25 protein-coding genes are annotated in these 24,565 nt (G+C 67.0%); 7 read left to right on the top strand and 18 right to left on the bottom strand.

Annotated features, from left to right (window positions below; all coding sequences use genetic code 11):
- Nucleotides 1-3: 3 nt before the first annotated feature.
- From I6J77_RS03160 to I6J77_RS03145, 4 genes are read right to left on the bottom strand one after another with little or no spacing between them, the layout of a single operon-like run.
- Nucleotides 4-549: a pilus assembly protein PilP gene (locus tag I6J77_RS03160; protein WP_204110530.1), complete on the bottom strand. Its 546-nt coding sequence runs from the start codon at nucleotides 547-549 to the stop codon at nucleotides 4-6.
- Complete coding sequence (locus I6J77_RS03155) at nucleotides 546-1,205, bottom strand: type 4a pilus biogenesis protein PilO (RefSeq protein ID WP_204110529.1); 660 nt, start codon at nucleotides 1,203-1,205, stop codon at nucleotides 546-548. The genes I6J77_RS03160 and I6J77_RS03155 overlap by 4 nt, the downstream gene beginning before the upstream one ends.
- 2 nt (nucleotides 1,206-1,207) lie before the next feature.
- A complete protein-coding gene (locus tag I6J77_RS03150) occupies nucleotides 1,208-1,927 on the bottom strand; it encodes a PilN domain-containing protein (RefSeq protein ID WP_056718461.1) in 720 nt (239 codons plus the stop codon).
- Entirely contained in the window at nucleotides 1,927-2,985 is a 1,059-nt protein-coding gene (locus I6J77_RS03145) for a pilus assembly protein PilM (RefSeq protein ID WP_056718462.1), read from the bottom strand. Before I6J77_RS03145 ends, I6J77_RS03150 begins: the two co-directional genes overlap by 1 nt.
- Before the next feature lie 272 nt (nucleotides 2,986-3,257).
- Between I6J77_RS03145 and I6J77_RS03140 the strand changes: the two genes are divergently transcribed.
- Nucleotides 3,258-5,783: a penicillin-binding protein 1A gene (locus tag I6J77_RS03140; RefSeq protein WP_204110528.1), complete on the top strand. Its 2,526-nt coding sequence runs from the start codon at nucleotides 3,258-3,260 to the stop codon at nucleotides 5,781-5,783.
- A 67-nt stretch (nucleotides 5,784-5,850) separates the two neighbouring features.
- Nucleotides 5,851-6,525: a hypothetical protein gene (locus I6J77_RS03135; protein WP_204110527.1), complete on the top strand. Its 675-nt coding sequence runs from the start codon at nucleotides 5,851-5,853 to the stop codon at nucleotides 6,523-6,525.
- Nucleotides 6,526-6,589: 64 nt separating this feature from the next.
- Here I6J77_RS03135 and I6J77_RS03130 read toward each other — a convergent pair whose 3' ends face one another.
- The 7 genes from I6J77_RS03130 to rpoZ all read right to left on the bottom strand — a co-directional run bounded on the left by I6J77_RS03130 (nucleotide 6,590) and on the right by rpoZ (nucleotide 14,870).
- Nucleotides 6,590-7,885: a citrate synthase gene (locus tag I6J77_RS03130; protein WP_007807225.1), complete on the bottom strand. Its 1,296-nt coding sequence runs from the start codon at nucleotides 7,883-7,885 to the stop codon at nucleotides 6,590-6,592.
- A gap of 300 nt (nucleotides 7,886-8,185) precedes the next feature.
- A complete protein-coding gene (locus I6J77_RS03125; RefSeq protein WP_007807226.1) occupies nucleotides 8,186-8,440 on the bottom strand; it encodes a type B 50S ribosomal protein L31 in 255 nt (84 codons plus the stop codon).
- Between the two features lie 81 nt (nucleotides 8,441-8,521).
- Nucleotides 8,522-9,457 (bottom strand): nucleoside hydrolase, encoded by a 936-nt coding sequence (locus I6J77_RS03120; RefSeq protein WP_204110526.1) that lies wholly within the window; start codon nucleotides 9,455-9,457, stop codon nucleotides 8,522-8,524.
- A gap of 94 nt (nucleotides 9,458-9,551) precedes the next feature.
- Nucleotides 9,552-11,666 (bottom strand): ATP-dependent DNA helicase RecG, encoded by a 2,115-nt coding sequence (gene recG, locus I6J77_RS03115; RefSeq protein WP_204110525.1) that lies wholly within the window; start codon nucleotides 11,664-11,666, stop codon nucleotides 9,552-9,554.
- 95 nt (nucleotides 11,667-11,761) lie between these two features.
- Nucleotides 11,762-12,145, bottom strand: a complete 384-nt coding sequence (locus I6J77_RS03110) for a RidA family protein (RefSeq protein ID WP_204110524.1) — start codon at nucleotides 12,143-12,145, stop codon at nucleotides 11,762-11,764.
- A gap of 142 nt (nucleotides 12,146-12,287) precedes the next feature.
- Nucleotides 12,288-14,453 carry a bifunctional (p)ppGpp synthetase/guanosine-3',5'-bis(diphosphate) 3'-pyrophosphohydrolase gene (locus I6J77_RS03105; protein ID WP_056763782.1) on the bottom strand — a complete coding sequence of 722 codons (2,166 nt, stop codon included), beginning with the start codon at nucleotides 14,451-14,453 and terminating at the stop codon, nucleotides 12,288-12,290.
- Nucleotides 14,454-14,579: 126 nt separating this feature from the next.
- Nucleotides 14,580-14,870, bottom strand: a complete 291-nt coding sequence (gene rpoZ / locus I6J77_RS03100; protein ID WP_007509529.1) for a DNA-directed RNA polymerase subunit omega — start codon at nucleotides 14,868-14,870, stop codon at nucleotides 14,580-14,582.
- A gap of 195 nt (nucleotides 14,871-15,065) precedes the next feature.
- On the opposite strand from rpoZ, the gene I6J77_RS03095 reads away from it, so the two are divergent.
- Nucleotides 15,066-15,893, top strand: coding sequence for a VacJ family lipoprotein (locus I6J77_RS03095; RefSeq protein WP_007807236.1), 828 nt, complete (start codon nucleotides 15,066-15,068; stop codon nucleotides 15,891-15,893).
- Nucleotides 15,894-15,991: 98 nt separating this feature from the next.
- On the opposite strand, the gene I6J77_RS03090 is transcribed toward I6J77_RS03095, so the two are convergent.
- The 7 genes from I6J77_RS03090 to I6J77_RS03060 form a co-directional block, all read right to left on the bottom strand.
- Nucleotides 15,992-16,306, bottom strand: a complete 315-nt coding sequence (locus I6J77_RS03090) for a lipid asymmetry maintenance protein MlaB (RefSeq protein WP_204110523.1) — start codon at nucleotides 16,304-16,306, stop codon at nucleotides 15,992-15,994.
- Nucleotides 16,303-16,980, bottom strand: a complete 678-nt coding sequence (locus I6J77_RS03085; protein ID WP_204110522.1) for a phospholipid-binding protein MlaC — start codon at nucleotides 16,978-16,980, stop codon at nucleotides 16,303-16,305. Before I6J77_RS03085 ends, I6J77_RS03090 begins: the two co-directional genes overlap by 4 nt.
- A 50-nt stretch (nucleotides 16,981-17,030) precedes the next feature.
- Nucleotides 17,031-17,882 carry an outer membrane lipid asymmetry maintenance protein MlaD gene (gene mlaD / locus I6J77_RS03080; protein ID WP_204110521.1) on the bottom strand — a complete coding sequence of 284 codons (852 nt, stop codon included), beginning with the start codon at nucleotides 17,880-17,882 and terminating at the stop codon, nucleotides 17,031-17,033.
- A 34-nt stretch (nucleotides 17,883-17,916) separates the two neighbouring features.
- Nucleotides 17,917-18,693, bottom strand: a complete 777-nt coding sequence (mlaE, locus tag I6J77_RS03075) for a lipid asymmetry maintenance ABC transporter permease subunit MlaE (protein ID WP_204110520.1) — start codon at nucleotides 18,691-18,693, stop codon at nucleotides 17,917-17,919.
- Nucleotides 18,690-19,526, bottom strand: a complete 837-nt coding sequence (locus I6J77_RS03070; RefSeq protein ID WP_056763775.1) for an ABC transporter ATP-binding protein — start codon at nucleotides 19,524-19,526, stop codon at nucleotides 18,690-18,692. Before I6J77_RS03070 ends, mlaE begins: the two co-directional genes overlap by 4 nt.
- Before the next feature lie 74 nt (nucleotides 19,527-19,600).
- Nucleotides 19,601-20,233 carry a guanylate kinase gene (gene gmk, locus I6J77_RS03065; protein WP_204111382.1) on the bottom strand — a complete coding sequence of 211 codons (633 nt, stop codon included), beginning with the start codon at nucleotides 20,231-20,233 and terminating at the stop codon, nucleotides 19,601-19,603.
- A 96-nt stretch (nucleotides 20,234-20,329) separates the two neighbouring features.
- The gene (locus I6J77_RS03060) at nucleotides 20,330-21,190 is read right to left on the bottom strand and encodes a YicC/YloC family endoribonuclease (RefSeq protein ID WP_056718474.1); all 861 of its coding nucleotides are present in this window, start codon (nucleotides 21,188-21,190) and stop codon (nucleotides 20,330-20,332) included.
- 91 nt (nucleotides 21,191-21,281) lie between these two features.
- Between I6J77_RS03060 and rph the strand changes: the two genes are divergently transcribed.
- From rph to I6J77_RS03040, 4 genes are all read left to right on the top strand, one after another.
- The gene (gene rph, locus I6J77_RS03055) at nucleotides 21,282-22,013 is read left to right on the top strand and encodes a ribonuclease PH (RefSeq protein ID WP_056763771.1); all 732 of its coding nucleotides are present in this window, start codon (nucleotides 21,282-21,284) and stop codon (nucleotides 22,011-22,013) included.
- A gap of 95 nt (nucleotides 22,014-22,108) precedes the next feature.
- Nucleotides 22,109-22,711: an RdgB/HAM1 family non-canonical purine NTP pyrophosphatase gene (rdgB, locus tag I6J77_RS03050; protein ID WP_204110519.1), complete on the top strand. Its 603-nt coding sequence runs from the start codon at nucleotides 22,109-22,111 to the stop codon at nucleotides 22,709-22,711.
- Nucleotides 22,708-23,874, top strand: coding sequence for a radical SAM family heme chaperone HemW (gene hemW / locus I6J77_RS03045; RefSeq protein ID WP_204110518.1), 1,167 nt, complete (start codon nucleotides 22,708-22,710; stop codon nucleotides 23,872-23,874). Before rdgB ends, hemW begins: the two co-directional genes overlap by 4 nt.
- 158 nt (nucleotides 23,875-24,032) lie before the next feature.
- Nucleotides 24,033-24,557: an FHA domain-containing protein gene (locus tag I6J77_RS03040; RefSeq protein WP_204110517.1), complete on the top strand. Its 525-nt coding sequence runs from the start codon at nucleotides 24,033-24,035 to the stop codon at nucleotides 24,555-24,557.
- The last annotated feature ends 8 nt before the right edge of the window (nucleotides 24,558-24,565 follow it).

Genomic DNA, 24,565 nt, shown 5'->3' with positions numbered 1-24,565 from the left:
TACCTATTTCGCGTCGAGCGCGATGCTGGCAGGACGTTCCATCCAGCCACCATTACCGTTGGATACCAGCTCGACCAGATCAATATGGTCTTCGCTGATCGCCGTGATATGCCCGTAGTTCTGACCCATGTACTCGTTGACATGGACGCGGTGGATCACCCCGCCCGGGTCCTTGACCAGCACTTCCATGCTGCCGCCGGCACCGACCGTGCCGACCATCTTCAGGCTGTCCAGCGCGAACAGCTCAAGCGGTTGCTTGGCGCGGTTGGCGTCCGGCCTGGGACCGGTGTTGGCGGTGCTGTTGTTGTCCAGCTCGGCCGTGCTCGGGCTGAACGGGTCACGGCGATCCTGGTCGTCGTACTTGAATGTTTCGAAGGTCTTGATCACCGGCAACGGCTGGATCGGCGCGCCCTTCTTGGCCTTTTCCTGGGCAACCCAGCTGCGCAGGTCGGACATGCCGCGGGTGCAGCCGCCGAGGACCAGCACGGCGCCCAGCATCAGCGCGAAGCGTGCGGCGTGTGCCGGCTTGATGAATGTCTGCTTGTTCATTTCCGGCCCCCCGCCCTGTTCCTGCCCGCGGGTTTGGCTGATGCCGCGCTCTCATCGTCATCGAGGTAGCGATAGGTCTTGACGGTGCCCTGCAGGACCAGTTGCCCGTTCGCGCCCTTGTCGCCCGCCGCCTTCGGTGTCAGCGACACGTCGTGCAGGGTGAGGATCACCACCCGCGGCAACGAAGCCACGCCGCTGATGAAGGTGCCGAACTGGTGGTAGGTGCCGCTGAACTTCAGGGCGATCGGTCGCTCTGCGTAGAAGTCCTTCGGCGTCTCCGGACCCGGCTGGAACAGGTCGGTCTCCAGGCCGGCCGACTGCGCGGTCTGCGAAATGTCGGTCAGCAGCTCCGGCATCTCGGTCTTGCTGGGCAGCTGGCGCAGCAACTGGCGCAGCATGTCCTGCATCTCGTCGAGCTGCTGTTGCAGTGCCTCGAGGTTGACCGACTTGGCCTGCTTGGTGGCGAATTCCTGCTTGAGCGAACCTTCCTTGCCGACCAGCGAATTCAGGCTGTCCTGCTGGTCGCTGATGACGAAGTACCAGCCGGCCAGCAACACCAGGCCGAACAGGAGCGTGGTGAAGAAGATCTTTACCGACTGCGGCCAGCCACCGACGTTGTTGCGATCGAGGTTCTGGATATCACTGAGGAAACTCATGATCAGACACCTCCCTTCGCAGCCGGCGCACTGACCGGCTTGGCTTCCGGCGTCACCGGGGCCGCGGGCGTGGTCACTGCCTTGGCCGCCGCACCCAGCGGTGCCGGTACGGCCGGCGCGGCGCTGGAGCTGCTGCCCGCGGGCGGCAACGGCGTCTTGGTGGGGTCGACTTCGTCGGTTTTCGGCTTGCTCAGTTGCACGTTCAGGCCAAACGAGTACGGCATGCGGGAGGCATCATGCGTGTTCTGCGTCTGGCGCAGGTCGGCATGGCCCATCCACGGCGAGACTTCGATGTTGCGCATGTATTCGGCCACGCTGGCGTTGGACTGCGCCACGCCGTCGAGCGACATCGACTGGCCGCTCTGCTTGAGTCCGGTCAGGCGGGCGCTGGTCGGGATCGTCTTCACCAGTTCGTCGAACAGATGCACCATCTGCGAGCGGTCGGCCTGCAACTGCTCGATGATCTGCTTGCGGGCCAGCAGGTGCTCGCGCACCTTCTCCAGCTCCTTGATCTTGGCGATGCGCACGTCGAGCTGCTTGATCTCGGTCTGCAGGTAGGCGTTGCGGTCATTCTGGTTGTCGATGCGCTGGTCCATCCAGAACATCCACACCAGCAACGCGCCAATGCCGACCACGAAGGCGGCAACCAGCTGCATGTAGAACTCGCGCTCGCGTTGCTTGCGTCGCTCGGCGCGCCACGGAAGTAGATTGACGTGTGCCATCAGTCGAAGCTCCTCAAGGCGAGGCCCACCGCAATCATCAACGCGGGGGCGTCCTGCGCCAGCGACTGCGCCTGGACCCGAGGCGACAGCGACATGCGGGCCAGCGGATTGGCGACGACACAGGGCACGCCGAGCTGCTCTTCGAGCATCGGACCAAGGCCTTCGATCGAGGCGCAGCCACCGGCCAGCACGACCTGGTCGACCTTGCTGTATTCACTGCCGGCAAAGAAGAACTGCAGCAGGCGGCTGATCTGCTGGATCAGCGATTCCTTGAACGGCTCCAGCGCCTCGGTCTCGTAGGACTCGGGCAGGCCGCCCTTGCGCTTGGCGCGGCCGGCTTCCTCGTAGGAAAGGCCGAAGCGCCGCATGATCTCGTCGGTCAGCTGCTTGCCGCCGAAGACCTGCTCGCGCGAGTAGATCGTGCGCTGGTTGCGCAGTACCGACAGGGTGGTCATGGTGGCGCCGATGTCGACCACGGCCACCAGCGCCTCACGGCTGACATTGAGCTGGTCGGCGATCATGGCGAAGGCGTTCTCCATCGCGAACGCCTCCACGTCGATCACCGCGGCGGTGAGTCCGCCCAGGTCCAGCGCGGCCACCCGCATGTCGACGTTCTCGGTGCGCGAGGCCGCCAGCAGCACGTTGTTCATGTCGGGGTTGTCGCGGACCGGGCCGAGCACCTCGTAATCGAGACTGACTTCGTCGATCGGATACGGGATGTACTGGTTCGCCTCGACCTGGATCTGGCCTTCCAGATCGTCGTCGGACAACTCGCTGGTCATCGGGATGATGCGGGTGATCACGGCGGAGCCGGCCACCGCCGCAGCGGCGTGCTTGAGCTTGGAGCCCGAGCGTGCCAGCGCGCGACGAATCGCATCACCCACCGCCTCGATCTCGACGATGTTCTTCTCGACCACGGCGTTCGGCGGCAGTGGCTCGACCGCGTAGTGCTCCACGCGATAACGGCCACCCGCCTGACTTAGCTGCAGCAGCTTGACGGCAGTCGAACTGATGTCGACACCAATCAGCGCCGGCTTCTTCGGTGTAAAGAGCCCCACGGTGTTTCCCCCTTGCCGCTGACGCCCGTAGCCAGAAACCTGGCGGGGTGCGCAGTGGCATTAAATCGAAAAATTAATGCAATGGCAACGGTCTACGGAAACTTTCTCAAGTGATTGGCGTGATCCGGGCCACATTTAGGCGAAACCCCTTCTTGGCTCGACCCTTGCTTCGGCGGGCCGGTTCGAGCTTTGGCAAACCACGCCTCATGCGGGGAATACTGCTACATCTATACTCTGCCATGTTTTGACTCAGGTCTCGCTATCTCCACACCATGCAAATTTTCAAACGCTTGTTGCGCTGGGCTCTGCTCCTGGCCTTTTCCGGTTTGCTCCTGACAGTTATCGCGGTGGGTGTGGCGTATTGGCTGATCTCTCCCCGGCTGCCCTCGGTGGCCGAGCTGAAGAACTACCCCATGCAGGTACCGCTGCGGGTGGTCAGTGCCGACGGCAAGCTGATCGCCAGCTTCGGCGAGACGCGGCGCATCCCGGTGGACATCGACAAGGTGCCCGACCGGCTCAAGCATGCGGTGCTTTCGGCCGAGGACGCCGACTTCTACCACCACCCGGGCGTGGACTGGCACGGCATCGCGCGTGCCGGCTGGCATGTGGTGGTGACCGGCGGCGACAAGGGCCCGGGTGGCTCGACGATCACCCAGCAGGTGGCGCGCAACTTCTTCCTCAGCCCCGAGAAGCTGTATTCGCGCAAGCTCACCGAGATCTTCATCGCGCTGCGCATCGAGCACGAGCTGAGCAAGGACCAGATCCTCGAGCTGTACCTCAACAAGATGTTCCTCGGCCACCGTTCCTACGGCGTGGCCGCGGCAGCGGAGTATTACTACGGCAAGACCCTGGACCAGCTCAGCGTGGCCGAGTGCGCGCTGATCGCATCGACCTTCCAGTTGCCCTCGGTGGTCAATCCGATCAACGGGCAGAAGCGGGCGATTGCGCGGCGCAACTGGGTGCTGGGCGAGATGCTGCGCCACGACTACATCACCAAGGCCGTCTACGAGCAGGCGATCGCCGAGCCGAACCACGCCTACCCGCATGAGCAGCCGATCGAGGTGGACGCCCCCTACCTGGCCGAGATGGTGCGCCGGCAGGTGCTCGACCGTTTCGGCAACGACGCATTGACCGAAGGCTACGTGGTGAAGACCACGGTGCAGAGCGGCCGTCAGCAGGCCGCGGTGGATTCGGTGCGCGAAGGGCTGATCGCCTATGACCGCCGCCACGGCTGGCGCGGCCCGGAAGCCCACCAGGACCTGCCGGCGAATGCGGGCGACGCCGATTTCGACAACCTGCTGGGCAGTTACGGCAGCATCTCGGGCATGCAGCCGGGCATCGTCACCGCCAGCGACGCCGGACAGGCGACGGTCTACCTGTCCAGCCACGAAAGCGCGATTCTCGACCTGGCCGCCCTCAGCTGGGCTCGCCCGCACATCAGTGACGACCGGGTCGGAGCCACGCCGACGAGGGTCGATGCCGTGCTCAAGCGCGGCGACATCATCCGCCTGGCCCGCGACGACAAGGGCGAGTGGCAGCTGGCGCAGATCCCCGCCGCGCAGGCCGCGCTGACCTCGGTGAATCCGGAGGACGGCTCGATCCAGGCCCTGGTCGGCGGTTTCAGCTTCGTCCGCAGCAAGTTCAACCGCGCGGTCATGGCCGCCCGCCAGCCCGGCTCCAGCTTCAAGCCGTACCTGTACTCGGGAGCGTTCGAGCGGGGCTTTACGCCCTCCTCGATCATCAATGACGCACCGCTGGCCCTGCCCGACCCATCGCGACCGAACGGCATCTGGACGCCTTCCAACGACGATGGCAAGTTCGCCGGTCCGATGCGCCTGCGCGAGGCGCTGGTGCAATCGAAGAACCTGGTCTCGGTGCGCCTGCTCGACGCCATCGGCGTGCGCTTCATGCGCGAGTACGCGACCCGCTTCGGTTTCTCGCAGGACGCCATCCCGGCCAACCTGTCGATGGCGCTGGGCACCGCCTCGGTGTCGCCGATGAGCATGGCTCGCGGCTACGCCGTGTTCGCCAATGGCGGCTACCTGGTCACGCCGTATTTCATCCACGAGATCGACGACCGCAATGGCACGCCGGTCTACGTGGCGAACCCGGCCCGCGCCTGCCGCAATTGCCAGGAGCGCCTGCTGGACACCAATCCGCCCGGCCCGCCGCCAGCCGACATGAATCCGACGCCGGCCAACAACCTGGCCAGCCAGGCCGGCGAGCCGGCCGAGTCGAGCAGCGTCGACGGCGTGGGCGAAGCCGTGCTCCCGGCCGATGCACACGGCGCCGGCGCGCACGCCCCGGTGCTGGCGCCGCACGTGATCGAAGTGCGCAACGACTACCTGATGGTGTCGCTGATGAAGGACGTGATCCTGCGCGGCACCGGTTCGGCCGCCCGCGCGCTGGGACGCGACGACCTGGCCGGCAAGACCGGCTCCACCAACGACCACCGCGACGCCTGGTTCGTCGGCTTCAACGGCGAGCTGTCGACCGCCGTGTGGGTGGGCTTCGACGACTACAGCTCACTCGGCCGGGGCGAGTTCGGCGCCAAGGCAGCGCTGCCGATCTGGATGTCCTACATGGGCAGCGCGCTCAAGGACCAGCCATCCAGCACGTTGCCGATGCCGCCGGGAATCAGTACGGTAATGATCAACCGTTACAGCGGACTGCCCTCCGGCGCGGGCGATCCCGATGCCATGAGCGAGATATTCAAAGTGGAGGACGTCGACCGGTTGCGCAGCCAGGCTGCCCAGCAGAAGGAGCAGGACCAGCAACACGCCTACGACATCTTCTGAACCCTCGCCGGCAGCGGCCCGACCGACGGAAGCTGCCGGTTACCGCATGATGAGGAGCGCCCTGTCCATGTCACGAGGCGAGCACCACCGCATCCACACGCATGACCGCCTGCAACGCAACCGTGTCCGCATCGCCCAGGAAGCGGCGCGGCTGATGAGCGAGCACGGCATCCGCGATTTCCACCACGCCAAGCTGAAGGCGGCGGAACGCCTGGGCATCCTCGACACCCAGGCGCTGCCCCGCAACCAGGAAATCGAGCAGGCCTTGCGCGAACACCAGCGCCTGTTCCTCGGCGACAGCCAGCCGCAACTGCTGCGGCAACGCCGGGAGGCGGCGCTCGACGCGATGCGTTTCCTGGCCGCCTTCGAACCACGCCTGGTCGGCGCGGTGCTGGAAGGCACGGCGGACGCCCACTCGGCCGTGTGCCTGCACGTCTACAGCGACGATCCGGAGGCCGTGATGCTCTACCTGCGCGAACACGGCGTGCCGTTCGATACCCAGGTGCGCCGGCTGCGCTACGGCCGCGACGAGGATCAGCCGGAATATCAGGTACTGCTGTTCGCCGCCGACGAACTGCCGTTCGACCTCACCGTGCTGCCGCGCGACGCGCTGCGCCAGGCGCCACTGGATCGTGCCGACGACCGGCCGATGCGGCGCGCGTCATTGACCCAGGTGGAACTGCTGCTGGCGGAAGATCCCGCCGACGATTTCGAGCAGCAGTTGAGCGCCGCCCTGCGCTGAAGCGATCTGCCCCGCATGAAAAAAGCCCCGACCATGGCCGGGGCTTTCCTTCAACCGCAGATGCTCAGCGCTTCGTCGTCGGCACGAAGTCGCGCACGTCGGCACCGGTATAGACCTGGCGCGGGCGACCGATCCGCGATCCCGGCGTTTCATGCTGCTCGATCCAGTGCGCGATCCAGCCGGCGGTGCGGGCGATGGCGAACATCACGGTGAACATCTCGGTGGGAATGCCCAGCGCCTTGTAGATGATGCCCGAGTAGAAATCGACGTTCGGATACAGCTTGCGCTCGATGAAGTATTCGTCCTTCAGCGCCGCCTCTTCCAGCTTCATCGCCACATCCAGCAGCGGATCCTTCACACCCAGTTCGGCCAGCACCTTGTGGCACATCTCGCGGATGATCTTCGCGCGCGGGTCGAAGTTCTTGTACACGCGATGGCCGAAGCCCATCAGGCGGAAGCTGTCGTTCTTGTCCTTGGCGCGCAGGATCGCCGACTCGACGTTGTCCGGGCTGCCGATTTCCTCGAGCTGCTTGAGCACGGCCTCGTTCGCGCCACCGTGGGCCGGGCCCCACAGCGCGGTGATGCCGGCGGCGATCGACGCATACGGATTGGCGCCGGTGGAACCGACCAGGCGCACAGTCGAGGTCGACGCGTTCTGCTCGTGGTCGGCGTGCAGGATGAACAGCAGGTCCAGCGCCTTGGCCGCGACCGGATTCATCTGCAACGGCTCGCTCGGCACCTCGAACATCATGTGCAGGAAACGGTCGACGTACTCGAGGTTGTTGCGCGGATAGCGCGACGGCCAGCCGATCGAATAGCGGTAGCAGGCCGCGGCGATCGTCGGCATCTTGGCGATCAGGCGGATCGCGGCCAGCTTGCGGTCGGCCGGATCATCGACGTTGAGGTCGTCGTGGTAGAACGCCGACAACGAGGCGACGGCCGCGGCCAGCATCGCCATCGGGTGCGCGTCGTGGTGGAAGCCCTGGAAGAAGTTCTTCAGCGACTCGTGCAGCATGGTGTGATGCGAGACATCGTGCTCGAACGCAGCAAACTCGTCCGCCTTGGGCAGCTCGCCGTTCAGCAGCAGGTAGGCCACCTCTAGGAAGCTGGACTTCTCCGCCAGCTGCTCGATCGGGTAACCGCGATACAGCAGCACGCCCTTGTCACCGTCGATGTAGGTGATCGCACTCTTGGTGCTGGCGGTGCTGCCGAAACCCGGGTCGTAGGTGAAATGGCCGGTGTCCTTGTACAGGGTGGCGATGTCGATGCACGCTGGTCCCAGCGTGCCGCTGACCAGGGGCAGCTCGCTGCTGCGACTGGTCGACTCATCCACCAACTTGACGATCTTGGGATCGGACACGGAAATCTCCTTGCATGTGGGTCATCACCGGACGGCATCGCCATGGGCGATGCCGTCCGGTGCGGAATGCCTGGCTTCGGCGGCCGGGGAAAACAGCCGAAGCAACGAACGCCTTGGCGTCAGCTCACCCGCCATTATCGCACAAGGCCACGCGCGCATTCGATGGCGAATGGTCGAATGCCGGACACGAAAAGACACGGGGCAGGCCTGCGCCTGCCCCGTGTCTTCGAACCGCGTTGGCGATCGGATCTGCTGACCGGCGCCAGGCGCCTGCAGCAACCGGCCCGCAGCAACCGGCGATTACTCCTTGACGGAGCCCGCGTAACGGCGACGGAACTTGTCGACGCGGCCGCCCACGTCAAGCGTCTTCTGCTTGCCGGTGTAGAACGGGTGCGAATGGCTGGAGATATCCACCTTGATCAGCGGGTACTCGTTGCCGTCTTCCCACTTGATGGTTTCCTTGCTGGACATGGTCGACTTGGTCAGGAACGAGAAGTCGGACGACAGGTCCTGGAACACCACCGGGACGTAATTCGGATGGATATCAGGCTTCATGGCTGGCTCTAAAGCGGTGGTGAAAAGAGCGGCATTGTAACGAGGATGCGCCTGGCTGCGCAAGTCGCCCCGGCCCGCGGATCAGCCCGGAACGCCCAGCGCGCGCTTCACCATCGCCGCAAAGCGGGCCTGGTCTACCTCCAGCACGATGTTCGCCTGGGCCGGTCGGCCCAGCCGCGCCGTCCAGTCGACCACGGTGGCGCCGCGGGTCAGTCGACCATCCAGCTCCACCGCCACCGCCCGCCTTTCGCTGCGGGTGACGATCGAGGGGTCCAGCGCGACGGCCATCGCCAGGGCGTCCGCGGCGACCAGCCCCGTGCGTTCGTGCAGGGCGTTGTAGCGACGCGCCGTGGCCACGATCCGCCCGAAGAAATCCGCGCGATGGTCGCCGGCGGCCAGCCAGCCGTCGAACTCGGCATCGTCGAAGGCGTGCCGCAGGGTGGCTTCCCAGTCGACCAGGTCGAATGCCGGGAACGCCTCGAACACCACGTGGGCCGCCTCGGGGTCGAAGCCGATGTTGAATTCCGCCGGCACCTTGCCGGTGTTGCCGTGACCGGTGACCGCGCCACCCATCACCACCAGTCGCGCCACCCGTTCGGGCAGGCCCGGGTCCAGCCGCAGCGCCAGCGCCAGGTTGGTCAGCGGGCCCAGCGCCACCAGGGTCAACTCGCCGGGGCGCTCGCGGGTCAGGCGCAACAGCGCCAGCGCCGCCGACTCGGTCGACACCGCGGCGGCGGGTTCGGCGAAACCCACGTCGCCGAAACCGTCCTGGCCATGCACGAAGGCGGCGTCTTCTTCCGGCGCGCGCACCAGCGGCATGGCGCACCCGGCGAAGACCGGCGTCGTCATGCCCACCAGGTCGACCAGGGTGCGCGCGTTGCGCACGGTGTGGCCCAGGCCCACGTTGCCCGCGGCGATGCTGAGGCCGGCCAGATCGGCATGGGCGTAAGCCATCAGGATGGCGAGGGCATCGTCGACACCGGGATCGGTGTCGATCAGGAGTTGCGGCTTGGTCATGTGGACAGGTCGGGTGAGATCAACGGGGTAGCTTAAAGGGAACCGGGAACGGGGAACAGAAGCCAGCGCTTCGCCCCGATTCCCGCCTCACCCCTCACGCATGCGCGTAACGGGCGGCGCCGCCGATCCAGCGCTCGATCAACTGGCCGGTCTGCTGCGGATGCTCCGCCAGCATCCGTTCGCCGACCTGCTGCACGGCCGGCAACAGGTGTGCGTCGCGGGTGAGGTCGGCGATGCGGAAACTGAGCTGCCCCGTCTGGCGGGTACCCAGCACTTCGCCGGGCCCGCGCAGCTCCAGGTCCTTTTCGGCGACGCGGAACCCGTCGCTGGTTTCCCGCATCACCTGCAGGCGCTCGCGTGCCAGCTGGCCCAGCGGCGGCTGGTACAGCAGCACGCAGTTGGAGGCCACCGCGCCGCGGCCGACCCGGCCGCGCAACTGGTGCAACTGGGCCAGGCCCAGCCGCTCGCTGTTCTCGATCACCATCAGGCTGGCGTTCGGCACGTCCACGCCGACCTCGATCACCGTGGTGGCCACCAGCACGGCGAGCTCGCCGGCCTTGAACGCATCCATCACCGCCTGCTTTTCCTTCGGCTTCATGCGGCCATGGATCAGGCCGACCTTGAAGCCGGCCAGCGCCGCGGAAAGTTCCGCGTGCGCCACTTCGGCCGCCTGCGCACGCAGTTGCTCGGATTCCTCGATCAGGGTGCACACCCAGTACACCTGGCGCCCCTCGCCGCAAGCGGCGTGGATGCGCTCGATCACCTCGATCCGCCGCGCGTTGGAGATCGCGATGGTCTGCACCGGCGTGCGTCCGGGCGGCAGTTCGTCGATCGACGAGACATCCAGGTCGGCATACGCGCTCATCGCCAGCGTGCGCGGGATCGGCGTCGCGGTCAGCACCAGCTGGTGCGGCACCAGTTGCCCGTCCCTGCCCTTGTCGCGCAGGGCCAGGCGTTGCTGCACGCCGAAGCGGTGCTGTTCGTCGACGATCACCAGACCGAGCCGTTCAAACGCCACGCCCTCCTGCATCAGCGCGTGGGTGCCGATCACCACCGCTGCACCGCCGGCAACCCGGGCCAGCGCCTGCTGGCGCGCCTTGCCGGTGACCTTGCCAGCCAGCCACTCGAGCTCGATGCCGAGCGGCTGCAGCCAGTGCCGGAAATTGTGCAGGTGCTGTTCGGCCAGCAGTTCGGTCGGCGCCATCAACGCCACCTGATGACCGGCTTCGACCGCCGCCAGCGCAGCCAGCGCCGCCACCACGGTCTTGCCGCTGCCAACGTCGCCCTGCACCAGTCGCAGCATCGGATGGTTGCGTGCCAGGTCGCCAGCCACTTCGTCGGTGACCCGCTGCTGCGCCGCCGTCAGCCGGAACGACAGGCTGGCCAGCAACTGCCGGCGCAGCCCGCCGTCACCACCGAGCTTCGGCGCACGGCGGCGACGCACCGCCTCGCGCATGCGGCGCAGGCTCAGGTGCTGGGTCAGCAACTCCTCGAACGCCAGTCGCTGCTGCGCCGGATGCCGGCCCAGCACCAACTGGTCCAGGCGCGCGTCCGGCGGCGGGCGATGCACGTACAGCAGTGCGTCACGCAGCGACGTAAGGCCATGTTCGGCGCACAGCGCCGACGGAATCAGCTCCAGTTGGGCCGCGGGTGGCAGCAGCGCCAGTGCCTTGCCGATCACCCCGGCCAGCCGCTTCGGCCCCAGCCCCTCGGTGGTCGGATAGACCGGGCTGAGCAGGTCGTCGACGGCCGCCACGGCCTCGCCGGTCAGGCGCTGGTAAGTCGGATGCACCATTTCCAGGCCCTGCGCGCCATGGCGAACCTCGCCGTAACAAAGCAGTCGCGCGCCCGGCAGCAACTGCTCGGCCTGGGCGCGATTGAAATGGAAGAAGCGCAGCAGCAGGGTCTGCCGGCTGTCGTCGCCGATCGCCACTTTCAGCTGGGGTCGATAGCGAAAGCCCCGCTCGACCGCCTCGACCACGCCTTCGACCTGGGCCCGGTCGCCCGGACGCAGCTCGGCGATCGGGGTAACCCGGGTCTTGTCCTCGTAGCGCAAAGGCAGGTGGAACCACAGGTCCTGCACCCGTTCCAGGCCCAGCCGGGCCAGCGACGCGACCAGCGCCGGCCCCACTCCCGGCAGCTTGCCGACCGGCGTGAGGCCGGGATCGGTGTCGATGGGGACTGCGGGGCGGGCGGGACGTGTGGCCATGAACGACAAGCCTACCCGAGCATCCTCATCCATCGTAAGCCGGACGGCGACGCATGCTGTCGGCGTCGGCCTCGCGCTGGATCAGCCGATGTCGCTCAGGACAGCACCATCACCGCGTCCACCTCGACCTGGGCCGCCTTCGGCAGCGCGGATACCTCGATCGTGGAGCGCGCCGGATACGGCAGCTGGAAGTATTCCGCCATCACCGCGTTCACCGCGGCGAAGTTCGCCAGGTCGGTGACGTAGATGCCCACCCGCACGATCTGCGCCAGCGAGCCGCCGGCGGCCGTGGCCACCGCCGTGAGGTTGTCGAACACGCGCCGTGTCTGCGCGGTGACATCGCCATCGACCAGCGCGCCGGTGGCCGGGTCCAGCGGAATCTGGCCGGAGAAGTAAACGGTGTTGCCGGCTCGTACCGCCTGCGAATACGGACCGATCGCGGCCGGCGCCTGTTCGGTGGTGATGATGCTGCGGGACATGGGGTTTCCTCAGGGAATCGGGAATCGGGAATCGGGAATCGGGAATCGGGAATCGGGAATCGGGAAAGTTATCGCGTCGTCGTGGCCATGCAAACCCCGGAGCATCGAAACGGCGAACCATTGCCGATTCTCCATTCCCGGCTTACAGCGGATACCGATACGCCCCGCTGACCACCCCGGTACGGCGCACGCGACGGATCACGTCGGCCAGGTGCTTGCGGCTTTTCACTTCCATCGCGAACAGCAGGGTGGCTGCCGCGGAGTCGCGTTCGACGTACTCCACGTTCTCGATGTTCGAGTCGGCGGCGGCGATCGCGGCGGCCACGGTGGCCAGCACGCCGGGGCGATTGATCACCTCGATGCGCAGCTCGGCCCGATAGTCGCCCTGCACGTCGCGGTCCCATTCGATCGCCACGCGGCGTTCGGGCGACTTGCTCAGCTCGAACACGTTCGGGCATTCCTCGCGATGCACCACGATGCCCTTGCCCGAGGACAGGTAGCCGATGATGTCGTCGCCCGGCAGCGGGTGGCAGCAGTTGGCGAAGCTGAGCACGCCGCGCTCGGCGCCGGTGATGCGGATCTTCTCGTGCGTGTGCACCGGCAGCTGCGGCTTGCCGGCCTTCCTGCCGCGCGAGGCGAGCAACTGGCCGGCCACCACGTCGGGCATGCGGTTGCCCAGCGCGATGTCGGACAGCAACTCCTCCAGCCGCTTGAGCTTGGAGGTCTCCAGGAAGCGGTCGAGCACCGCCGGCGGGACGCCATCGAGGCTGCTGCCCAGGGCGTCCAGCGCGCGATCGAGCATGCGATGGCCGAAATCCACCGCGTCCTCGTGCTGCAGGTGCTTCAGGTACTGGCGGATGGCGGCACGCGCCTTGCCGGTCACCACCACTTCCAGCCATGCCGGGTTCGGCACCGCCGACGGCGCGGTGATGATCTCCACCAGTTGGCCGGATTCCAGTCGGGTGCGCAGCGGCAGCAGCCGCTTGTCGACCCGCGCAGCCACCGCGTGGTCGCCCACGTCGGTGTGCACGGCGTAGGCGAAATCCAGGGCGGTGGCATTGCGCGGCAGCGACAAGATGTCGCCGCGCGGCGTGAACAGGTAGACCTCGTCGGGGAACAGGTCGATCTTGACGTTCTCGATGAACTCCGACGACGACACCGTGTTGGCCGAACTGTCGACCAGCGAGGATAACCATTCCCGCGCACGCGCCTGCGCGCTGTTGGCCGGGCCGCTCTCGGTCTTGTAGGCCCAGTGCGCTGCCACGCCACTCTCGGCCACCGAATCCATCTCGGCCGTGCGGATCTGCACCTCGATGGGCGCGCCGAACGGCCCCAGCAGCACGGTGTGCAGCGACTGGTAGCCATTCGCCTTGGGAATCGCGATGAAGTCCTTGAAGCGCTTGTCGACCGGCTTGTACAGCGCGTGCACCATGCCGAGCGCCATGTAGCAGCTCATCGCGCTGTCGACCACCACGCGGAAACCGTAGACGTCCATCAGCTGGGCGAAGCTCTTGTGCTCGCCACGCATCTTCGAATAGATGCTCCACGGCGACTTGATCCGCCCCACCACCAGGGCCGGCAGGTGGTCGGCCTGCAGGCGCGCGGTCAGCGCCGCCTCGATCTTGCCCATCGCCTCGCGTCGGTTGCCGAGCGCCGCGCGGATGCGCTCGCTGATCACGCGATAGCGATCCGGATACAGGGCGTGGAAGCCCAGGTCCTGCAACTCGGCCTTGAACTTGTTCATGCCCAGGCGCTGCGCGATCGGCGCGAAGATCTCCAGCGTTTCGCGGGCAATGCGCCGGCGCGAGGAGCCGTCCTTGGCGCCCAGCGTGCGCATGTTGTGCAGCCGGTCGGACAGCTTGATCAGGATCACGCGGATGTCGCGCGCCATCGCCAGCAGCATCTTGCGGAAGCTTTCCGCATCGGCTTCCTGGCGGGTGCCGAAGCGCATCTTGTCCAGCTTGGTGACGCCGTCGACCAGTTCGGCCACGACCTCGCCGAACTCGGCGGCGATGTCCTCGCGGCTGAGCTCGGTGTCTTCCAGGGTGTCGTGCAGGATCGCCGCGATGATCGTCTCGGCATCCAGCCCCAGTTCGGCCAGGATGCCCGCCACCGCCACCGGATGGGTGATGTACGGCTCGCCGCTCTTGCGCTCCTGGCCGGCGTGCGCCTGCGCGCCGATCTGGAACGCGCGCATGACCCGCGTCACCTGCGCTTCGGGCAGGTAGTTGATGCGTTCCTTCAGGGCCAGCGCATACGGTGGCAGCGCGGACAGGTCGACCGTGGCGGGGTGGGTGGCCGCAGTCATCGTTGCCGGCGCCTGTTCAGGCGCCTGCCTCGAGTCGGGAGAAGCGTGCGGCTGCCGGACGTGCGCGCTGGATGACACCGGCCATGCCGATGTCGCGCGAGCACGTGCTACAGCAACCGCCATCCATCAGTCGTCGCCACCCTTGGAGAGATCGTCGTCCACTTCGGCCGCCGCCCATTCCAGCGCCTCACGCTCGGCGCGCTCGCGCTCGGCCTTGTCGATCTGGTCGATCGTGGCCTGATCGATGCGGCGCGCGGCGATCTCGCGCAGGGCCAGCACGGTGGGCTTGTCGTGATCCGGATTGACGGCCGGTTCGGCGCCCTTTTCCAGCTGGCGCGCGCGCTTGGTCGCCATCAATACCAGTTCAAAACGGTTGTCGACCACCTCAAGGCAGTCCTCCACGGTAATACGGGCCATGCGAATTCCTTAGGGAATAGAGACTTATATGGTCTGACAGTGTAGTTGAGCGGATGCTTTGCTGGCAATGCGCACGGCGCGTATCATGGCCGGCTGGCCACGGATGGACGCGCTGGGCAAAAACCTGCCGAAAACCGTGCAAGATACAAAACCAGACAGTACACTTAACTGTCCCCCGACGCGAACCCTGCACTGATGCCTTCTTCGCTTCGCTCTTCCCTGCTTGGCCGCTGGTTGCCCGTGCTGGCGATCGCGTTGCTGGCTGGCTGCACGATTGCCAAGCCGCGCACCGACGATCCGCTGGAGAAGTTCAACCGCGGCGCCTACAAGTTCAACGACGCCGTGGACAAGGCGGTGATCCGTCCCGTCGCGCTGGGTTACCGCAAGGTGACCAACCCGCCGGTGCGCCGCTCGTTCAGCGACTTCTTCACCAACATCCGGATGCCGATCACGGTCGCCAACGACCTGCTGCAGGCGCGGCCGAAGCAGGCGCTGCAGAGCACCGGCCGGTTCCTGGTCAACCTGACCCTGGGCATCGGCGGCTTCTTCGATCCGGCCAGCCAGCTGGGCCTGCCGCTGGAAGACAACGATTTCGGCGTCACCCTGGCGCGCTGGGGCGCCCCGGAAGGCGACTACCTGATGCTGCCCCTGCTCGGTCCCAGCACCGTGCGCGACATCTGGCAGCGCCCGGTGGACAGCTATTTCTTCGATCCGCTGACCCTGTTCGCCAACAACCATCACTACAACGGCCTGCAGTACATGCCGCAGATGATGTACCTGGTGACGATCCGCTCGCGCGCGATCGACGCGGAGGGCTTCCTGCAGTCCGCCTATGATCCGTACGTGTTCATCCGCGACGCCTACCGGCAGCAGCGCCTGTACAAGATCTACGACGGCAACCCGCCGGTGGAGATCATCCAGCAGATGCAGGGCCTGGACGAGCAGAACTTCGATCCCGAGGAGTTGCTCGACCAGCAGCATCAGTGGGAAAACAGCCATCCGGGCCAATCGAGCCAGCGCTGACCGAACCGGCATCGCCGGGCGGTCCCCCAGGAAGGGGGCGACCGGATGACCACGAAGAGGGGCCGCGAGGCCCCTTTTCATTTTGCCGCTCCGTCGGGTCAGCCCATCATCCGGTCGACTTCGCAGACCTGGGCCAGCGCCCGCATCCCCGCAGGCATGTGGGCGACCTCCAGCGATCGGCCACGGCCACGGACGTCGGCCACCACGGCAAGCACGCAGGCCAGCCCGGCGCTGTCGCTGCGGGTCACCCCGGCCAGGTCGAGCCGGCTGATCCGAACGTCGGCCACCAGTGCGGACTGCATCGCCTGCAGGGCATCCTTCGCCGTGTCGAAACCGAGTTCGCCGGCCACCGCCAGGGTCGCCGGCGAGGCCACGTCCAGGCGGAAGCCGGAAGCAGCGACGGCCTTCGTCACGGCTTGTCCTTGTTGTCCTTGGCCATCGTCTCCAGCGCCTTCTCACCCTGGGTCTCGAGGTTGGTGATCAGCTGCTCGATGCCGACCTTGCGGATTTCCGCATCCACCTGGTTGCGGTAGTTGGTGACATAGGAAATGCCCTCGATGATCACGTCGTAGGCCTTCCAGTCGCCATTGCGGCCCTTGCGGAACGCGTAGTCGATCGACACCAGCTTGCCGTCGTCCAGCACCACCTGGGTACGCACCACGGTGCGCTTGTCGTTGAGGTCGCCCTTGAACGGCAGCACCTTGACCCGGCCGCGGGTGTAGTTGAGCAGGCCTTCGGCGTAGCGGTGGGTGATCGAGTTGTAGAACGCCTTGGCGAAACGCTCGCGCTGGGCAGGTGTCGCTTCGCGGGCGTGCTGGCCCAGCACCAGGATCGAGGCGTAGTCCAGGTCGAAATGCGGCAGGAACACCTCATCGATGACGCTGATGAGCTTCTCCTGGTTCTTCTTCAGCTCGTCGCGATGCCCCTCGATCGCCGAGGCCAGCTGGTCGGCGATCGTCTGCACGACCTGGGCCGGCGTCGGCTGCGTGGCATCGGCCGCAGCGGGTGCGGACGTCTGGGCAAACGCGGGGGCGGCGACGACGGTGCCGAAGGCGATCGCGGTGGCAAGAGCCAGTCTGCGCAACATGGGTAACTCCTCAAGCGGTACCGGCTCGTCGAGCCGACAGGGATGGCGGGCTATTTGCTGCCGTTGCCGGCGTCTTTCTTGTCACTGGACGAACCGTTCACCAGGAACTTGCCGATCAGGTCCTCCAGCTGCATCGCGGACTGGGTCAGGATCATCTCGTCACCGTCCTTGAGCGCATCGGGTGAACCGCCCGGCTGGATCGCAACATACTGGGTGCCGATCAAACCGCTGGTGAACACCGCGGCGGCCGAATCGTCGGGGATCGCGTCGTAGCGCTTGTCGATCGACAACACCACTTCGGCGTTGAGCTTGACCGGATCGGCGTGCACCGACTGCACGCTGCCGATCACCACGCCGGCCATCTTCACCGGCGCGCCGGCCGACAGCGTGCCGACGTTGGTGAAGCTCGCCTTGACCGCATAGCTGCCGCCCACGTTGTCGACCACGCCGCCGGCGCCGAAGAACTTGCCCAGCATCTCTTCCAGCGGCTGGGTGGACTTGGTCCGCGCCAGCGTGCCGCCGCCGGCCACCGCCTGCTTCGCGCTGCCGTACTCGATGCCCACGTACTGGTCGCCGAGCAGGCCGCTGGTGAAGATGGTGGCCACCGAATCCTGCGGAATGTGGTTGTAGTTCCTGTCGATCGACAGCGTCACGTCGGCCACGTCGTGATCGGGCTTCAGCGTGATCGACTGCACCTGGCCCACCCGCACCCCGGCGATCTTCACCGGCGCGCGCTCCTTCAGCTGGCCGATGTTGGTGAACTGTGCCTGGACGGTGTAGCTGTCGCCCTGGTGGACGTTCGCCACCGAACTGGTCTGGGTCGCCAGGTAGGCCAGCGCGGCGAAGCCGAGCACGATGAACAGGCCGGTGCCGACGGCATACGAACTTCTGGGTTGGCTCACGGCAGAATCCTCGGAAAACGATGGGTCATGGCAGTTACATCAGGAAAGCGGTGAGCACGAAATCGAGCGCCAGGATGGCGATCGACGAGGCGACCACGGTGCGCGTGGTGGCATACGCCACGCCTTCGCTGGTGGGCGCGGTGGTGAAGCCCTGGAACACCGCGATCAGCGACACCACCGCGCCGAAGGCCAGGCTCTTGAACAGCACGCCGTTGACGATGTCGGTGCGCACGTCGACCACCGCCGTCATGTTCGACCAGAACGTGCCGTTGTCGATGCCCAGCCAGGTGACGCCGACCAGGTGGCCGCCGAACACCGCCATCGCGCAGAACACGCAGCACAGCAGCGGCATCGCGATCAGCCCGGCCAGGAAGCGCGGCGTGGCGACGTAGGCGATCGGGTCGACCGCCATCATCTCCATCGCCGAGATCTGGTCGGTGGCGCGCATCAGGCCGATCTCGGCGGTGATCGCGGTACCGGCGCGGCCGGCGAACAGCAGCGCGGTGACCACCGGACCCAGCTCGCGGTACACCGACAACGCCACCACCATGCCGCTGGCCGAGGTGCCGCCGAAGATCGACAGCACGTGGTACAGCTGCAGCATCAGCACCATGCCCACGAACAGGCCGCAGACCATGATGATGGTCAGGCTCATCGCGCCGACGAACCACAGCTGGCGGATCGTCTCGCGCACGTGGCGGAAGCTGCGCGGAACCGCCGCCAGCAGGGTCAGCAGGAACAGTCCGCTGGCCCCGATCTGCGCCAGCGAGCGGAGCACGACATTGTTGGCTTGTGGCCCGCGCGCGGTCATTTCGCCACTCCCGCCAGACCCAGTGCCTGCGCGTAATCACCGGCCGGATACTGGAACGGCACCGGGCCGTCCGCCTCGCCGCCGAAGAACTGGCGCGTCCACGCCGAGCCGTCATCGGCGATCGTCTTCGGATCGCCCTGCGCCACCACCTTGCCGTTGGCGATCAGGTACACGTGGTCGGCCACCCGCTTGACCGCTTCCAGCTCGTGCGCCACCAGCACGCTGGTGATGCCCAGCGTCTCGTTCAACGTGCGGATCAGTTTCAGCACCTGGTTCAGCGCCACCGGGTCCAGCCCCACGAACGGCTCGTCATACAGGATCAGCATCGGATCGAACACGATCGCCCGCGCCAGCGCCACGCGCCGCGCCATGCCGCCGGACAGCTCGTCCGGGCTCAACCGCGCCGCGCCGCGCAGGCCGACGGCCTGCAGCTTCAGCAGCACCAGGTTGCGGATCAGCTCCTCCGGCAGCTTCGTGTGCTGGCGCAACGGGAACGCCACGTTCTCGAACACGTCGAAGTCGGTCAGCAGCGCCGAATTCTGGAACAGGTAGCCGATCCCCTCGCGCAGCTTGTACAGCTGTTCGCGCGACAGCTGGGCCAGGTTCGCGCCGTTGACGTGGATCGTGCCCGCGTCGGCGCGCATCTGCCCGGTGATGTGCTTGAGCAGGGTGGTCTTGCCGGTGCCGCTGGGGCCCATGATCGCGGTGATCCTGCCGCGGGGGATGTCCATGTCCAGCGCATCGAAAATGGTCTTGCCGTTGAGCACCGTGGTCAGGCCACGGATCCGCACCAGGGTGGCGTCGTCGGGTGTGGCGCGAACGGGGTCGGTCATGGGCGGCAAACGACGTGGAGAAAGCGGACAAGGTAGCCGATGCGCGGTTCGAAGACCATGCGACGGCCGGCGTTTCAGCCGCCGGGGGCGAGCAGTTCGGCGATCAGGGCTTCGTGGCGCTGCCACTGCAGCGCGCTGCGCAGGCGCACCGCCCGCACGATCGCCTGCAGGTCGGCCAGCGCATCGTCGAACACGTCGTTGACCAGGACGTAGTCGAACTCATGGGCGTGGGCGATCTCGCCGCGCGAGTTGCGCAGGCGGCGCTCGATCACCTCCGGCGCATCCGAACCGCGGCCACGCAGGCGCCGTTCCAGCTCGGCCCGCGACGGCGGCAGGATGAACACGCTGACGCAATCGGGCTTGCTGCGACGGATCTGCTCGGCGCCCTGCCAGTCGATCTCCAGCAGCACGTCGCGACCCTGCGCCAGCAGGTCCTGCACCGTGGTGCGCGAGGTGCCGTAGAGGTTGCCATGCACCTCGGCGTGTTCCAGGAAAATGCCTTCGGCGATCTCGCGCTCGAACTCCGCGCGTTCGACGAAGTAGTAATGCCGTCCGTACATTTCACCGGGACGCGGCGGCCGCGTGGTGTGCGACACCGACAGCGAGATCGCGCGCTCGCGCTCGAGCAGCGCGTTCACCAGGGTGGACTTGCCCGCGCCGGAGGGCGCGGCGACCACGAACAGCGTGCCCGCCGCCTCAATATTCATGACGATGCGCAGCACGTTCGCCCCCTCTCCCTTCCGGGGAGAGGGTTGGGGTGAGGGGCCACGGCCTGCGCGGAATCGAGATCAGCAAGCCCATGTTCATTCGATGTTCTGCACCTGTTCGCGCATCTGCTCGATCAGCACCTTCAGCTCGACCGCCGCGTTGGTGCTGCGCGCGTCGACCGACTTGGAACCCAGCGTGTTCGCCTCGCGGTTGAATTCCTGCATCAGGAAGTCCAGCCGGCGGCCGACCGGCTCCTTCAGCCCCAGCACGCGGCGCGTCTCGGCGATATGCGTGCTGAGCCGGTCCAGTTCCTCGTCGACGTCGGTGCGGGTGATCTGCAGCACCAGTTCCTGCTCCAGCCGGCCCGGCTCGACCGGCTGCTTCAGGTCGGCCAGCCGCGTTTCCAGGCGGGTGCGCAACGCGGCGCGGATCTCCGGCATCCAGCCGCGCACGTCGGCCACCACGCGCTCAATGCCGTCCAGCTTCTCGCGCAGGATCTCGCCCAGCTTGGCGCCCTCGCGCTCGCGGGTGGCGGTGAGCGCGTCCAGCGCGCGGTCGAGCACGTCGAACAGTGCGGCCTGCTGCGCCTCGGGATCGGTTTCGGCCTGCTGCATCACGCCGGGGAAGCGCAGCAGTTCGGTGAACTGCACCTGCAGGCCGGGGAACAGCGCGGCCATGTCCAGGTTCAGCTCCGACAGGCGCGCCAGCAGCGCACTGTTCACCTGCAGCGATTCGCTGCGCCCGTCGCCGGTACGCCGCACGGTCAGGTCCAGCTTGCCGCGCGACAGCTTGCTCGCCACCCGCTCGCGCAATTGCGATTCGAACGCGCGCAGGTCGTCCGGCAGCCGCGGGCTCAGCTCCAGGTAGCGGTGGTTGACCGTGCGCAGCTCGCAGCCGAGCGTACCGGCGGGGCCGGTGGTTTCGGCGCTGGCATAGGCCGTCATGCTGCGGATCATCGGCGCCTTCCGGGCGTGGGGAAAGGACGCAATGGTAAACTCTCCGATCCTGCTTGCCCAATCCGGCCAGGCTGACCCCAGGACCCGCCCCATGAATTCCGTCTCCCGCCCCAGCGGCCGCGCCAGCGACCAGCTGCGCGCCGTCAGCATCGAACGCCACTACACCCGCCACGCCGAAGGCTCGGTGCTGGTGAGCTTTGGTGACACCCGCGTGCTGTGCACCGCCAGCATCGAGGATCGCGCGCCGGCCTGGCTGCGCGGCAAGGGCGAGGGCTGGATCACCGCCGAATACGGCATGCTGCCGCGCGCCACCAACACCCGCATGCAGCGCGAAGCCGCGCGCGGCGGCCAGGGCGGCCGCACCATGGAGATCCAGCGGCTGATCGGCCGCAGCCTGCGCGCCTGCATCAACCGGCAGGCGCTGGGCGAACGGGTGATCACGCTGGACTGCGACGTGCTGCAGGCCGACGGCGGCACCCGCACCGCGGCGATCACCGGCGCCTACGTGGCCCTGGTCGACGCAGTGAACCTGCTGATGAAGCGCGAGAACCTCAAGCGCAATCCGGTGATCGGCGCGATCGCCGCGGTCTCGGTGGGCATCTACAAGGGCCAGCCCGTGCTCGACCTCGACTACGCCGAGGACTCGGATTGCGACACCGACATGAACGTGGTGATGAACGACGGCGGCGGCTTCATCGAAGTGCAGGGCACCGCCGAAGGCCATGCGTTCCGCCGCGACGAAATGGACGCGATGCTGGCGCTGGCCGAAAAAGGCATCGGCGAATTGGTTGCCGCGCAACGTGCGGCGCTTTTATCCCATTGAAGCCGTCGCGCGCAGCGCGACAATCACTCCCCCTCTCCCGCCTGTGGGAGAGGGCAAGGGGTGAGGGCAACCGGACTCAAGGAAACCACATCACCATGCAACGCATCGTGCTGGCCAGCAGCAACCCCGGCAAGCTGAAGGAATTCAGTGCGCTGCTGGCCGACAGCGGCCTCGAGGTGATCCCGCAGACCAGCCTGGGCATCAGCGATGCCGACGAGACCGGACTGACCTTCGTCGAGAACGCCCTGCTCAAGGCACGCCACGCCGCCCAGGCCAGCGGCCTGCCTGCGCTGGCCGACGATTCCGGCCTGTGCGTCGACCACCTGCACGGCGCACCCGGCCTGTACTCGGCGCGCTACAGCGGCGGCCACGGCGATGCCGCGGCGAACAATGCGAAGCTGCTGCGCGAACTCGACGGCGTGCCGACCGAACAGCGCGGCGCGTTCTTCATCTGCGTGCTGGTGCTGCTGCAGCACGCCAGCGACCCCGCCCCGCTGATCGCCGAAGCGCGCTGGCACGGCCGCATCCTCACCGAGGGGCGCGGCACGGGCGGCTTCGGCTACAACCCCGTGTTCCTGCCCGAGGGCTACCAGCAAAGCGTGGCCGAAATGGACGACGCGCTGAAGAACCGCCTCAGCCATCGCGGCCAGGCGCTGGTGAAACTGCACGAGCGGCTGCGCGAACGCCACCACGCATGAGCCTGATCGCGCCACCGCTGTCGCTGTACGTGCACATGCCGTGGTGCGTGAAGAAGTGCCCGTACTGCGACTTCAATTCACACGGCCTGCGCAGCGAGCCGCCGCCGTACGCGGAGTACATCGACCACCTGCTGGCCGACCTCGACGCGGACCGCGCAGATTTCGCCGCGGCGCTGGATGGCCGCCCCGTCATCAGCATCTTCTTCGGCGGCGGCACGCCCAGCCTGTTTTCGCCGGAACTGATCGAGCGCCTGCTCGACGGCGTGCGCGAGCGCCTGCCGCTGGCCGATGACGCGGAGATCACCCTGGAAACCAATCCCGGCACCGTCGAGCATGGCCGCTTCGACGGTTACCTGGCCGCCGGGGTCAACCGCATCTCGTTCGGCGTGCAGAGCTTCGACGACGACAAGCTGCGCCGGCTCGGCCGCATCCACTCGGCGAACGAGGCCGAGGCCGCGGTGAAGTCGGCGCAGGACGCCGGCTACGACAACATCAACCTCGACCTGATGTACGCGCTGCCGCAGCAGGACCTCGACGGCGCCCTGGCCGACGTGGAACGCGCCGTCGCGCTGCAGCCCACCCACGTCTCGCACTACCAGCTCACCCTGGAGCCGAACACCGTGTTCGCCGCGAACCCGCCGCCGCTGCCGGACGACGACGATGCGTGGGCGATGCAGGAAGCCTGCGAGGCGCGCCTGGCCGCCGCCGGCTACGGCCAGTACGAAATCTCCGCCTACGCCAGGCCCGGCCGGCGCTGCGTGCACAACCTCAACTACTGGCAGTTCGGCGACTACCTCGGCATCGGCGCCGGGGCCCACGGCAAGCTCAGCGACGCCGCCAGCGGCGACATCCACCGCCGCTGGAAGACCCGCGGCCCGCGCGCCTACATGGACGCCGCCGCCGGCCCCGCACGCATCGGTGGCGACAACCGGGTGGAGGCCAGCGAGCTGCCGTTCGAATACATGCTCAACGCGCTGCGACTGATCGACGGCGTGCCGATGGCGGCCTTCGCCGAGCGCACCGGCCTGCCGGCCGAACGCATCGCTGGCGGCCTGGCCGCCGCCCGCCAGCGCGGCTGGCTGCGCGACGATCCGGATCGCCTGCACGCCACCGCACTCGGCCAGCGCTTCCTCAACGATGTCATTGCCAGCTTTCTCGATTGAAGCGATCGCCCGGCGGCATGGGTTCGGCAAGCCGTCGACACCACCCTCACGCGGTTGCTGAATGATGGGGTGAACCTGCGCCGACACGCCTCGCCGGGAGGTGTTCGCATGGTCGGACGGTTGGTTATAGTGACCCCGAAATCGGTCCCAGGATCTCCATGAACGGCCACAACCAGACACCGACGGACCCGGCCGACAAACGCTCCTCCGGACCGCAGGGAACCCGCTTCTTTTCGACCGAGATGTTGCGCCGGTACACCAGCGAGGCCGAAGCGCCCCTGGATGGCCTGGCCAGCGTGCACCAGCCGGTGCTCGAGGGAATCAGTCCCGGGCTGGCGGGCCGGCGCTTCACCCTGAACGAGGGCAGGCAGACCATCGGCCGGGGCAACGACAACCACATCGTCGTCGACGACCCGAGCGTGTCCGCCTCGCATGCCTGGATCACCAACAAGCAGGGCCGCCACATCATCATGAACACGCTGTCCACCAATGGCACGTTCGTGAACGACAAGCGCATCCACATGACGATGCTGAAGCACAGCGACCACATCCGGCTGGGTCACGCGGAGTTCGTGTTCCTGACCCGCGAACACGATGTACGCCGCGCCGCAAACGGGCGCCGGATCGCGGCCGGGGCGCTGGTGCTCATGGCCGTGGTCGCGCTGGCCTGGTGGCTGATCTGAACCCGCTG

Origin of the sequence: Rhodanobacter sp. FDAARGOS 1247, from assembly GCF_016889805.1 — a bacterium.
Classification (GTDB): Bacteria; Pseudomonadota; Gammaproteobacteria; order Xanthomonadales; family Rhodanobacteraceae; genus Rhodanobacter.
This window is presented reverse-complemented; position numbering and strand designations above follow the sequence as displayed.